Consider the following 11,703-nt stretch of genomic DNA (forward strand, 5'->3'; position numbering starts at 1 on the left):
ACCGGCGGCGTGGCCGGGGCGGCCGACGGCGGCGGCGGCGTCTGCACGGGCGCCGGCGCGGCGGCCCGTACGGTGATGTCGGCCGCGACCGGCTTGGGCAGCCAGTCCTCCGGTCGCCGGAGCACCGTCTCCGCGTTCGCCGTCTGGCAGAGCTGGATCACCTCGGCGACCGACGGCCGGTCCTCCGGGTTCTTCGCCAGGCAGCGCCCCACGAGCTCCATCAGCCGCTCCGGCACGCCCGTGAGGTCCGGCTCCTCGTGCACGATCCGGTAGAGCACCCCGTGCGAGGTCCCCTCGCCGAACGCGGGCGTCCCGGTCGACGCGAACACCGCGACCTGGCCGAGCGCGAAGATGTCCGTCGCGGCGGTCACCTTGCGCCCGGCGGCCTGCTCGGGCGCCATGAACGACGGGGTGCCGATCGTGACCCCGCTCCCCGTGAGCGACGTCGCGTCGGCCGCGTACGCGATGCCGAAGTCGATGACGCGCGGCCCGTCGGCCGCGAGCAGCACGTTCGACGGCTTGAGGTCGCGGTGGACGATGCCCGCCCCGTGGATGACGTGCAGCGCCTCGGCCATGCCCGCGATCAGCAGCAGCACCGCCTCGACGGGCAGCGCGCCGTGCTCCACGACCGCGTCGGCGAGCGAGGGGCCCGGCACGTAGGCGGTGGCGAGCCACGGCTGGGCGCCCTGGGTGTCGGCGTCGATCACGGGCGCGGTGAACAGCCCCTGCACGCGCTGCGCGGACTGCACCTCCTGCGCGAACCGCCGCCGGAACTCCGCGTCCTCGCCGAACTCCGGCCGGATCACCTTGATCGCGACGGGCCGGCCGCCGGGCGTGTACGACAGGTACACCTTGCCCATGCCGCCCGCGCCGAGCTTGGCGGCCAGCCGGTAGCCGGCGATGGTGGTGGGGTCGTCAGCCGCAAGGGGCTGGAAGACCTGCGAGGCGCCGCCTCTGCGTGGCTGCTGACCGCTCATGTACTCGTAACTCCCCCGGAGAGCGCTGCTGTAGACACGGCACCTTATCCAAATCCCGGGTCCCTGCGGAGCGGTGGGAGCGCGTTGGTTCAGCCTGACGGGGGGAACGCGAACCGCACGCCCGTGGCCTCCTCCGACACCTCCCACAGCCGCCGGCCTGTGGCGGCGTCGGCCGCCCCGGCGGACAGCTCCACCCGGGTGGGTGCGCCGCGCAGCTCGCCCCGTCCGTCCGGGCCGATGAACTCGCCTCCCGCCACGTCCGGTTCGGTCGCCGCGTACAGCTGCGGCAGCGCCCCCCGGCCGGGCGTCTGGGCGAGCGGCTTGAGTACGCGGCCGAACAGCAGGGAGACCAGGGCGACCGGCCCGCCGGTCTGGAGGCTGGTCGCGGCGTAGCCGGGGTGGGCGAGCAGGCTGCGGACCGGGCTGCCGGACGCGGTGAGGCGGCGGTGGAGTTCGTGGCCGAAGACGGCGTTGGCCAGCTTGGACTGGTTGTAGTAGCCCATCGGCGAGTACCGCCGCTCGCCCGTCAGGTCGTCGAAGTACAGGCGCGCCTTGCGGTGGTTGGGCGAGCTGACGGTGACGACGCGTGGATCGGTGCCCGCCGCCAGGAGGCCGAGCAGCCGCCCGGTGAGCGCGAAGTGTCCGAGGTGGTTCGCCGCGAACTGCACCTCGTGGCCCTGCGGGGAGAGCGTCCGGGGCGGCGCCATGACCCCGGCGTTGTTGACGAGCACGTCGAGGCGCGCGTGGTCCGCGTGCAGCTTCTCCGCGAACGCGCGTACGGAGTCGAGGTCGGCCAGGTCGATCCCGCGCACCTCCAGCCGGGCGTCCGGCTGTGCGGCCGTCAGCTCCGCCGCCGCGCGGCGCCCCTTCGCCTCGTCGCGCACGGCGAGGACCACGTGCCCGCCCCGGCGGGCGAGGGCCCGGGCCGTGGCCAGGCCCAGGCCGCTGTTGGCCCCGGTGACGACGAAGACGCGCCCGGTCTGGTCCGGGATCTGCTCGGCGGTCCAGCGTTCCTGCTGTGTCATGCGGCATACACTGCCTCCTGTGACACCGAGTGTCAATACGGCATCTGGTGTCATGCGAGGCATGGAGTACCGTGAGGTGCGTGAGCACTCCCCGAACCACCCTGGCCGAACGCAAGCGCCGGCTGGTCTCCGACGAACTGACCGAGTCCGCACTGCAGTTGCTGGCCCTGAAGGGCTTCGACGCGGTCACGGTCGACGAGATCGCGGCGGCGGCGGGCGTCTCCAAGCGGACGTTCTTCCGCTACTTCGCGTCCAAGGAGGACGTGGTCGTGCAGTTCCTCGCGGACATGGGCACCGGCATCCGCGCCGAGCTGGCCGCCCGCCCCGCCGCCGAGCCGCCGTCCGTCGCCCTGCGCCACGCGGTCTGGGTGCCGCTCGGCGAGTGCGCGGACCACGGGGACCGCGCGCTGCGCGTCGTACGGCTGATCCTGCGCACGCCCGCGCTGCTGGCCCGTTTCCTGGAACGCCAGGCGCGGTGGCGCGACGACCTCGCCCGGGAGCTGGCCGAGCGGCTCGGGCGGGACGCCGAGGCGGACCTCTACCCGAGGCTGGCGGCGGGCATGGCGCTGAACGCCTTCGACGCCGTCCTGGACCGCTGGAGCGCCGACGGGTCCACGGAGAGCCCGGCGGACCTCACGGACCGGGCGTTCGCGGTCATCGCCCCGGCGCTGGACGGCTCCTGAGCCGGGTCCGGAAGCCGTCATTCCCGTTGCCTGCCACGGGCGCACGTTCGATCATGAACGGCCGCGGCCCCCGCGCACCGGAGGGCCGCCCCCGGACGAAAGGCTCCACGTGCGCAAGCTGGTGTACTTCATCGCCGCCACCCTCGACGGCTTCATCGCCGGCCCGGACGGCTCCGACCCCAGCGGTCCGGACGGCTTCTGGCCCATACCCGAGGACTACCTCAAGCACCTGATCGCGGAGTACCCGGAGACCCTGCCCGGCCCGGCGCGGGCCGCGCTCGGGGTGACGGCGGAGGGCACCCGCTTCGACACGGCGGTGGAGGGCAGGCGCTCGTACGAGATCGGCCTCGACGCCGGTCTCACGGACGCCTACCCGCATCTGCGGCACCTGGTGTTCTCCCGCACCCTGGGCGAGAGCCCCGACCCGGCCGTGGAGCTCGTCGCGGGCGATCCGGTCGCGCGCGTACGGGAGTTGAAGCAGGAGGAGGGCAAGGACATCTGGCTCGTCGGCGGCGGCGAGCTGGCCGCCTCGCTCTACGCGGAGATCGACACGCTGATCCTGAAGCTCAGCCCGACGACCATCGGCGCGGGCGTCCCGCTGTTCGGCCGGCGGGCGGCGTTCGAACCGGCCGCCTGGACGCTCACGGACCACACGGTCCTGGGGAGCGGAGCGGCGTATCTGACGTACCGGCGTGCCGGGGTCACCGGCTGAGCCGCCGGGACCGGCCGGCCGGGGCGCGGGCCCCGGCCGGCCGGCGCCGGATCACGCGGTGGCGCAGGCCGCGCCGCTGAGGGTGAAGGCGGCCGGGACGGCGTTCGTGCCGCTCTGGCTGCCCGTGAAGCCCACGGTCACCGAGGAGTTCGGGGCGATCGTGGAGGTGTACGAGGCCGGCGCGACGCTCACCGAACCGCCGGACTGCGTGGGCGTACCGCCCCACATGTTGGTGATGGTCTGCCCGTTGGCGAAGCCGAACCCGAGCTTCCAGCCCTCGATCGCGGCGGTGCCCGTGTTGCGGATGGTGATCTCGCCCTGGAAGCCGCCCGGCCACTGGCCGACCACCTTGTAACCGACCGAGCAGCTGCCGGCCGGGGTGGTGGAGCCCTCGTCCGTGGTCACGCTCACGGCGGCCGACCGCGCCGAACGGTTGCCGGCCGCGTCCCGCGCGTAGACCGCGAAGGAGTACGCGGTGTCGGCGGCGAGCCCCGTCACGGTGACGCCCGGCGTGGCCGACGAGGCGACCCTGGTCTCCGTACCGCCGCTGACGCGCACGACGTCGTAGCCCGCGACGGCAACGTTGTCGGAGGACGCGGCCCAGGTCAGCGTGGCGGAGGTGTCGGTCACGGCGGAGGCGGCCGGGGTGCCCGGGGTGGTCGGCGCCTCGGTGTCCTCCTCGGTGGCGCCGCCGTAGACCGTGGCCTCGTGGGAGGTCTCCGCGATGCCGTTCGCGCCGTGGAAGATGCGCTCGCCCCAGGAGCTGAGCCGCGCCGGGTCGAAGCCGATGGTCAGGTCGAGGATCGGGTCGGTGTTGCCGCTCCACGACCAGGCGATCCAGCCGAGCCCGAGCCGCTGCGCCTCGGACATCATCGTGTCCTCGTCCGGGTCGCCGTACTGGTCGGCGGGGCCGCCGAACTCACCGATGACCAGGGGCAGTCCGGCGTCCACGAAGGTGTTCAGGTAGTCGGTGACCTTCTGGGCGGTGTTGTAGACGCTGTACATGTGGATCGAGAAGAGCAGGTTCCCGGTGGTGTCGGCGTCGTACACCGCCTGGGCGTTGTCCCGCATGACGTTCTGCCAGTCCTGGCCCCAGTTGGGCGCGTCCACCATGATCGTGTGCGCGAACCCGGCGGCGCGCAGCTTCTTGATCGCGGCGGTGGTGGGGGCGGTCCAGCCGGCCGGGTCGGTGTTGCCCCAGGGCTCGTTGCCGATGTTGATGACGACGTAGTCCTCCTGGCCCTGGAGGACGTCCTTCAGGGAGATCCAGTAGTCGGCCGCGTGGTCCAGCGTGCCGGCGGCGGAGTCCTCGCCGTACCCGGTGGTGTCGTGCACCTCCAGGACGCAGATCAGCCGGTTCGCCTTGCAGTCGGCGATGACGGCGGCGACGTCGTCCGGCCCGTTCTCGCTCCAGCGGTAGCCGTCGGACAGCACGACGCGGACGGTGTTGGCGCCGGTCGCCTTGATGTCGGCCAGCGACTGGGTTTCGCCGGGGTACCAGGTGTGCGCGTGGTTGACCCCGCGCATGATGAAGTCGTTGCCGTTGCCCTCGACCAGCCGGCCGTCGCTGATGTGCAGCCCGGTACCGGCGGCGGGCGCGGCCTGCGCGGGGGCGAGGGCGCCGAGGGAGAGGAATCCGAGCAGGGTGGCCAGGACGGTGAGGAGGACGGCGGCGGGACGCTCAGCCGGATGTCTCGCTGTTCTCACTGCGGCTCCAGAGGGGGAGAAGGGGCGGTCCACAGGTGTGGGAGCGCTCCCACACGGGGTGGACCCATGAAGCCATTCGGTCAGGGGCACGTCAATAGATCGGACGGCTCCGCTTGGCAGGGGGCGGTCCCGAACTTTTCTCGTCGGTCTGTCGGATTCGGTGGACACCGTTCGTCGTCTTCATGAATCGTTCGGCACGGCAGCTGGGAGAATGCTCATGAAGTACGTGTTGTTCATCGCCACGGACCCCGCCGGGGAGCGCATCGACGAGAACCCGGAGGCGTGGGTCGAGAAGTGGAACGGGCGCGGCGTCCGGCTGGAGGGCATGCCGCTCAAGCCCGTCGAGGAGACGAGCACGGTCCGGGCCCGCGGCCGCGAGGTCCTGGTCACCGACGGCCCGTTCGCCGAGACGGCCGAGTGGATCGCCGGATACGACCTCCTGGAGGCCGCCGACCTGGACGAGGCGATCGAGGTCGCCGCCTCGCATCCGATGGCGACCGCGGGCCGCATCGAGATCCGCCCCGTCGAACCGCTCGACCACGGCACGGGCACGGACAACGTCCCGCACGAGGGCGACGCCCCCGCCTCCCGCTTCCTCGCGATCATGCGGACCGACCCGGCCGCGCCCCCGTACCCCGTGGACCCGGCCGCGGTGGCCGCGTGGATACAGGACGGCCTGGCGTCCGGCCGCTACCTGGGCGGCGAACACCTGAGCCCGGTCGGGGACGCCACGCTCGTACGGCGGCGCGGGGGCGAACTCCTCATCACGGACGGGGGGTACGCGGACGTGCCGGAGTGGGTCACCGGGATCGTCTTCGTCGACGGGGACCGGGAGCAGGCGCTGGAGTACCTGGGGCGGTGCCCGATGGCCCGGTCGGGGCTCGCGGAACTGCGGGAGTTCTGGCGGGACTTCGGGTGAGTACGGAGGCGGGTCCCGTCGGCGGCACCGCGCCGGCGGCCGTCCGCGCGGCGCTGGCGGCCGCCCACCGCGCCGAGTGGGGCGTCGTGTTCGGCACGCTCGTCCGCCTCACCGGAGACTGGGAGCTGGCCGAGGACTGCGCACAGGACGCCTTCGCCCGCGCCCTGCCGGCCTGGGAGCGCGGCGGAGTGCCGCGCAGCCCGGGGGCGTGGCTGGTGACCGCCGCCCGGCGCCGCGCCGTGGACGTACTGCGCCGCCGTACGACGGAGCGCGACAAGGTCGCCGAGGCGGCGGCGCTGGAGGAGGGGTACGAGCCGGCGCCGCCCGGCGACGAGCGGCTGAGGCTGATCTTCACCTGCTGCCACCCCGCGCTCCCGCTCGAAGCCCGGGTGGCCCTCACCCTGCGCGCGGTCGGCGGCCTCACCACGCGCGAGATCGCCCGCGCCTTCCTGGTGGCCGAGGACACCGTGTCGCAGCGCATCCTGCGGGCCAAGCGGAAGATCGCCGCCGCGGGCATCCCGTACCGCGTACCGCCACCCGGCGCACGCGCCGAACGCCTCGGCGGGGTCCTTGCCGTGCTCTACCTGATCTTCACCGAGGGGTACGCGCCCAGCGACGGCAGCGTCGTCCGCGACCAGCCGGCCGAGGAGGCCGTCCGCCTGGCCCGCCTCGTCGTGGCCGAGGCCCCGGACGAACCGGAGGCCCGCGGTCTGCTGGCCCTGCTCCTGCTCCAGCACTCCCGCCGCGCCGCCCGGATCGGCCCGGACGGCGGCCTGATCAGGCTGGAGCACCAGGACCGCTCGCTGTGGGACCGCGCGCTGATCACCGAGGGCGCCGCGCTGGCCCGCGAGGCGCTCGCGGCGGGCGGCCCCTACGCGCTCCAGGCGGCGATCGCCGCCCAGCACGCCCTGGCACCGGACGCCGCCGCTACCGACTGGGCGGCCGTCGTAGCCCTGTACGACCGCCTCCTCGCCCTGCGCGCCAACCCGGTCGTGGCCCTCAACCGCGCGGTGGCCGTGGGCATGCGCGACGGACCGCGGGCCCAGCTGGCCGCCGTCGACGCGCTGGGTACGCCGAAGGAACTCGCGGGCCACCACGCCTTCCCCGCCGTGCGGGCGGACGCGCTGCGCCGCCTCGGCCGCACGGAGGAGGCGGCGCGGATGTACGAGGCCGCGAGGGCGGCGGCACCGAATGGGGCGATCGCCGCGGAATACGCGCTCCGGCTCACCGGGCTGGGGCACCCGACGAAGGGAAGCCCGCACGATGGCTGAAACCGACCGGAACGAGATACGGGCCCGGATCGCGAAGGGGCTCGTCTACACGGAGACCGAGGCGGCCTTCCTGGCCCCGGCCCGCCGCGCGTGCGAGATCTTCGCGTACAACAGCACACCCCCGGGCGACACGGCGGGACGGCGTGCGCTGCTGACCGAGATCTTCGCCTCGGTGGGCGAACGCACGGTCCTCCAGGCGCCGTTCCACGCCGCGTTCGGCAGCAACGTGCACATCGGGGACGACTTCTTCGGCAACGTGAACCTGACGTTCGTCGACGACGTGGAGATCCGCATCGGCGACGACGTCATGATCGCCCCGAGCGTGACCCTGACGACGACGGGCCACCCGGTGCACCCCGCGCGCCGGGCCGATTTCGGCCGCTTCTCGGAGCCGATCGTCATCGAGGACAAGGTGTGGATCGGCAGCAACGTGGTCGTCCTGCCGGGCGTCCGCATCGGCTACGGCTCGGTCATCGGCGCGGGCAGCGTCGTGAGCCGCGACATACCTCCGATGAGTGTCGCGGTCGGTACGCCGTGCCGGGTGGTCCGGCCGATCACGGACGAGGACCTCGTTACGCGCATGTAAGGGCTGTCCCGCAATTCCCGGCGGGCGCACGACGACAGCTGCGGCACCTCGCCGCGTTATCGAAACGCCCTAGTACGTCCAGTATGCGGGCGCCTCTCCGTCTTGCGATGCACCGCATCTGACGCCGCGCGCTGATCCACCGGGAATTGCGGGACAGCCCTTAGGCGGCCGGCTCACCAGGCACCCCCGAGGTGGGGCGCCCCGCCCTTCGCACCCGACGACCGACGGCCCTGTTCCGGGAAGTGGTGACCGGGTTCCGGGAGGTGGTGACCGGGTTCCGGGAGGTGGGGACCCCGGAGGTGGTGACCGGCTCAGCGCACCGAAGGCCCTCCGGGCCGCTCGGTCAGCAACTCCGCCAGCCGGTCCGCGAAGGCGGTGATCCACTCCAGTTCGGGCCCGCCGCGGGCGACCCGGAACCCGTGCCGCCGGGCCCAGAACGCCGCCTGCTCGGCATGCAACTGCGCCCATCGCCGCACCCGTTCACGGTCCAGCCCGGCGGCGTCCGCGTACACGTCCACGATGCGGTGCACGGCGCTGCGGAGGTCGTGGGCGCCTGCTCCCGCGCCCGGTCCCGCTCCTGGTCGAGGCCCCTCGCCCGGTCGAGGCCCCGCTCCCGCGCCCGCGAGGGCGTACGCGCGCGACTTCATCAGTGCCCCGACGTCGTACGCCGGATCGCCCGCGTACCCCTTGGGATCGACGGCGAGCCAAGGCTCACGCTCGGCCCGCAGGATGTTCCGCCCGTGGAGGTCGCCGTGGACGAGCGTGTCGGGCTGCTGACGCCCCAACTCCCGTACGGTGGCGAGGGCGGCGCCGATGACTGGGCGCGGCAGGGCGTGCGCCAACTCGGCGTCGTCCCTGCGCAGCCCGTCCTCCCACTCCCCGGCCCGCTCACTGAGCCGGGGTAGTCCGACGGGCGCGGGCACGGCGAGCCGCCGCCCGAGCCGCGCGGCGACGGCCACCACCTCGTCCCCGTCGGCCGCCTCGGCGAGCGTCACCGGCGAGACCCGCTCCAGCAGCATCGCGTACCGGGCGTCGTCCCGCTCGTACAGCGCCACGGCCCCGCGCCCGCCCCAGGCGACGAAGGCGTCGGGCTCGTGGTCGTTGCCGGGGTGCGGGAAGGACACCTTGAGCACAGCGGGCGGCGTGCCGTGGCGGCGTACGGGGACGATGACCCCGACGCCGCCGTGCATGACGTCACCATCGGGCGCGCACGCCCATTCGCCCGCCAAGTCGGTAACGAGCGCGGGCAGTTCCCGAATCCAGCGCGCCCCGGCGTCCCCTTCACGCGCGACGGTGGTCCGCGCGAATTCTTCCGGAATCACGATCATCCGGGCACCCTACGCGGGCGGGTCACGGCTCGACCCTCAAATGCCGCCCCCAGACCTGGGCCTTGCGGAACGGCCCGTCCCCGTCGCTGGTGTGCTGCGACGAGTCGAAGGCGACCCAATACACGAACTCCCCTTCGTGCGCCTGGGGATGGCCGTTGGGCTCGGGCACGCCCAGGGCGTCGACGGTCCCGGCGAACTCGACGGCCCGCCACGGCCCGTCCCACCCCTCGTCGCGTACGACGACGACCCGAGTGCCGGGGGCCAGCGCCCCGGGCGGCCAGGCCCGGCTCAGCACCGGGAAGTGGGGCCGCCAGCCGGGGCTGACGCAGGGCACCGGCCCGGCCCACGGTTCGCGGTGGCGCCGCCCCTCGTGGTTGGCGTTGCGGGGGAGGTAGCCCCGGAAGAGTTCGGCACCGCGCAGCCCGTCGTGGATCTGCCCGGCGCACTCGGTGACCGGCGAGACGGAGGCGGGATCGACGGCCCGGAAGACCCCGCCGTCCAGCCGGAACGCCTGGCCCTCCTCGGGGTCGGTGCCACAGGCCGCGACGAGCCTGCCTTCGCGGAAGGCGGCCGCGTACTCGTGGAGCAGTTCCCCGCCGAAGGTGCTGTCGCTGATGACGACGACGGGCGCGGCGTGGCTGAGGAACGACCCCAGCAGGAGTTCGGTGTCGTCGAACGCGCCCAGCGGATCGGGCACCGCGGGCACGCCCGCCGCCTCGCGCCAGGCATCGAGCGAGGGCGGCGTGAGACCCCGCGGGTCGTATCCGAGCCCGCTGACGGCGTGCGCCAGCTCCCAGGGAACGGGCAGCACCCAGCCCTCCGGGAGGGCGGGGTCACCGGTGCGGGGCGCGTAGGCGGACCCACCGGGGATCACCAGGTCGTAGAGCGGCAACGCGTGCGCGTCGAGCGCGAGTACGCAGTTGAGGTGGAAGCCCATGGAGAGCATCCTCGCGTACGACCCCGAAGGAGACCCCGCGATGACCGTGACCATCCGCCCCGCCGGCCCGGACGACCTCCCGCCCCTCGCGGCCCTGATCGAGGAGATCGAACGCTTCTACGGAGCCACGGAGATCCAGCCCCTGGCGGAACGCCGGGCCCAGATCGAGGAGTCCCTGTTCGCCCCGATCCCGCTCGCGCAGGTCCTGGTCGCGGACCCGGGCGACGGCACCCTCGCGGGGATGGCCGCGTACTCGTTCCTCTGGCCGGCGAGGGGGACGACCCATGCGCTGTTCCTGAAGGAGCTGTACGTGAGTGAACCGTGGCGGGGAGGGGGCGTGGGCGCCCGCCTGATGGCAGAACTCCGCACGGTGGCGTCGGCCCGCCCGGGGTGCAGCCGGATGGAGTGGATGGGTGATACGGACAACGCGCCGGCGCTGGGGTTCTACGGGGCGCTGGGCTTCGAGGTGGTGGAGGGGAAGGCGGTGTACCGGGTGGGGGTGGAGGGGTGAGGGGGTGAGGGGGTGGGGTCCGGTGAACGGGGGGTGGGGGCACGGGTGTTGGCCTACGCTTGGGATGTATGCGGACTGTGTGGATGTTGGGGCGGTTATGCCGGAGTGAGCGAAAGTGGTCAGAAACCACGCCGACGCGACACAACGCCGCAGGTCACGAAGAGTGCTCCCCGCGCGTGCGGGGATGGTCCCGATCCGCCGATCAGGACGATGACGTGGATGTGGTGCTCCCCGCGCGTGCGGGGATGGTCCCGAGCTGGGCGCCATCGACGGGGCCGGTAACGGGTGCTCCCCGCGCGTGCGGGGATGGTCCCGCGCACGGCGGTAGATGACGATTCCCTCGGACGTGCTCCCCGCGCGTGCGGGGATGGTCCCGGCCTCCTGGTCCACGTCGCCGTCTCCAAGACGTGCTCCCCGCGCGTGCGGGGATGGTCCCTGGGCGATCCGGCTGGTGAGGGCCGAGGATTTGTGCTCCCCGCGCGTGCGGGGATGGTCCCCGGCTTGCACTGAGGGAAGATCACCGAACCGGGTGCTCCCCGCGCGTGCGGGGATGGTCCCCTGGGGCTCGCCATAGACCTCGCGATCAACTAGTGCTCCCCGCGCGTGCGGGGATGGTCCCAGGCTCCATGTCGTCCAGATGAGGGAGCCGAAGTGCTCCCCGCGCGTGCGGGGATGGTCCCGAGGCCGTCACCCAGGCGAACGAGGCCCTTGCGTGCTCCCCGCGCGTGCGGGGATGGTCCCTCGGCAACGGTGCGCCCCTGGTGGTTGGTCACGTGCTCCCCGCGCGTGCGGGGATGGTCCCTCCGGCCATCTGAACCTCCCTGGGAATCACCGGTGCTCCCCGCGCGTGCGGGGATGGTCCCCAGTACCAGACGGCCATGGCGCACCACGGGCCGTGCTCCCCGCGCGTGCGGGGATGGTCCCGGGGCGGATTCCCGGCACTCGTCAAGCTCCTCGTGCTCCCCGCGCGTGCGGGGATGGTCCCGACGTCTCGTACGGCATCGAGACGGAGAACCGGTGCTCCCCGCGCGTGCGGGGATGGTCCCC

General features: G+C 73.3%; 11 protein-coding genes and 1 CRISPR repeat array (1 of these 12 only partly in view). Of the genes, 6 read left to right on the forward strand and 5 right to left on the reverse strand.

The window, feature by feature from the left end; translation table 11 throughout:
* A partial coding sequence (locus tag G3I41_RS14235) for a serine/threonine-protein kinase (protein ID WP_164400572.1) occupies positions 1–977 on the reverse strand: 977 nt, incomplete at its 3' end.
* Between the two features lie 89 nt (positions 978–1,066).
* The gene (locus G3I41_RS14240) at positions 1,067–2,002 is read right to left on the reverse strand and encodes an oxidoreductase (RefSeq protein WP_164400573.1); all 936 of its coding nucleotides are present in this window, start codon (positions 2,000–2,002) and stop codon (positions 1,067–1,069) included.
* A gap of 80 nt (positions 2,003–2,082) precedes the next feature.
* Here G3I41_RS14240 and G3I41_RS14245 point away from each other — a divergent pair, with 80 nt between their 5' ends.
* Together G3I41_RS14245 and G3I41_RS14250 are read left to right on the forward strand one after the other, a co-directional pair.
* Positions 2,083–2,685, forward strand: coding sequence for a TetR family transcriptional regulator (locus tag G3I41_RS14245; protein WP_164400574.1), 603 nt, complete (start codon positions 2,083–2,085; stop codon positions 2,683–2,685).
* A 109-nt stretch (positions 2,686–2,794) separates the two neighbouring features.
* The gene (locus G3I41_RS14250) at positions 2,795–3,397 is read left to right on the forward strand and encodes a dihydrofolate reductase family protein (protein ID WP_164400575.1); all 603 of its coding nucleotides are present in this window, start codon (positions 2,795–2,797) and stop codon (positions 3,395–3,397) included.
* Positions 3,398–3,448: 51 nt separating this feature from the next.
* Here the strand turns inward: G3I41_RS14250 and G3I41_RS14255 are convergent, their stop codons facing one another.
* Positions 3,449–5,104: a cellulase family glycosylhydrolase gene (locus G3I41_RS14255; protein ID WP_164400576.1), complete on the reverse strand. Its 1,656-nt coding sequence runs from the start codon at positions 5,102–5,104 to the stop codon at positions 3,449–3,451.
* Positions 5,105–5,321: 217 nt separating this feature from the next.
* On the opposite strand from G3I41_RS14255, the gene G3I41_RS14260 reads away from it, so the two are divergent.
* From G3I41_RS14260 to G3I41_RS14270, 3 genes are read left to right on the forward strand one after another with little or no spacing between them, the layout of a single operon-like run.
* Entirely contained in the window at positions 5,322–6,023 is a 702-nt protein-coding gene (locus G3I41_RS14260) for a YciI family protein (RefSeq protein ID WP_164400577.1), read from the forward strand.
* On the forward strand, positions 6,020–7,294 hold the full coding sequence (locus G3I41_RS14265) for a sigma-70 family RNA polymerase sigma factor (RefSeq protein ID WP_164400578.1): 1,275 nt from the start codon (positions 6,020–6,022) through the stop codon (positions 7,292–7,294). The genes G3I41_RS14260 and G3I41_RS14265 overlap by 4 nt, the downstream gene beginning before the upstream one ends.
* Entirely contained in the window at positions 7,287–7,880 is a 594-nt protein-coding gene (locus G3I41_RS14270) for a sugar O-acetyltransferase (protein ID WP_164400579.1), read from the forward strand. Before G3I41_RS14265 ends, G3I41_RS14270 begins: the two co-directional genes overlap by 8 nt.
* A gap of 311 nt (positions 7,881–8,191) precedes the next feature.
* Here G3I41_RS14270 and G3I41_RS14275 read toward each other — a convergent pair whose 3' ends face one another.
* Both G3I41_RS14275 and G3I41_RS36840 read right to left on the reverse strand, forming a co-directional pair.
* The gene (locus tag G3I41_RS14275) at positions 8,192–9,208 is read right to left on the reverse strand and encodes an aminoglycoside phosphotransferase family protein (RefSeq protein ID WP_164400580.1); all 1,017 of its coding nucleotides are present in this window, start codon (positions 9,206–9,208) and stop codon (positions 8,192–8,194) included.
* A 22-nt stretch (positions 9,209–9,230) separates the two neighbouring features.
* Positions 9,231–10,145 (reverse strand): hypothetical protein, encoded by a 915-nt coding sequence (locus G3I41_RS36840; RefSeq protein ID WP_239081622.1) that lies wholly within the window; start codon positions 10,143–10,145, stop codon positions 9,231–9,233.
* On the opposite strand from G3I41_RS36840, the gene G3I41_RS14285 reads away from it, so the two are divergent.
* Complete coding sequence (locus tag G3I41_RS14285) at positions 10,144–10,656, forward strand: GNAT family N-acetyltransferase (RefSeq protein ID WP_343242122.1); 513 nt, start codon at positions 10,144–10,146, stop codon at positions 10,654–10,656. The genes G3I41_RS36840 and G3I41_RS14285 overlap by 2 nt on opposite strands.
* Positions 10,657–10,819: 163 nt before the next feature.
* A CRISPR array of direct repeats spans positions 10,820–11,703; the repeat unit is 29 nt; unit sequence GTGCTCCCCGCGCGTGCGGGGATGGTCCC; it runs 182 nt beyond the window's last position.

Source organism: Streptomyces sp. SID9727 (genome assembly GCF_010550605.1).
Taxonomy (GTDB): Bacteria; Actinomycetota; Actinomycetes; order Streptomycetales; family Streptomycetaceae; genus Streptomyces.

What these genes read in the sequence shown, in the direction of transcription:
- G3I41_RS14240 (WP_164400573.1), bottom strand. Translation starts at nt 2,002, where the DNA reads ATGACACAGCAGGAACGCTGGACCGCCGAGCAGATCCCGGACCAGACC.
- G3I41_RS14260 (WP_164400577.1), top strand. Translation starts at nt 5,322, where the DNA reads ATGAAGTACGTGTTGTTCATCGCCACGGACCCCGCCGGGGAGCGCATC.
- G3I41_RS14270 (WP_164400579.1), top strand. Translation starts at nt 7,287, where the DNA reads ATGGCTGAAACCGACCGGAACGAGATACGGGCCCGGATCGCGAAGGGG.
- G3I41_RS14275 (WP_164400580.1), bottom strand. Translation starts at nt 9,208, where the DNA reads ATGATCGTGATTCCGGAAGAATTCGCGCGGACCACCGTCGCGCGTGAA.
- G3I41_RS14285 (WP_343242122.1), top strand. Translation starts at nt 10,144, where the DNA reads ATGGAGAGCATCCTCGCGTACGACCCCGAAGGAGACCCCGCGATGACC.
- G3I41_RS36840 (WP_239081622.1), bottom strand. Translation starts at nt 10,145, where the DNA reads ATGGGCTTCCACCTCAACTGCGTACTCGCGCTCGACGCGCACGCGTTG.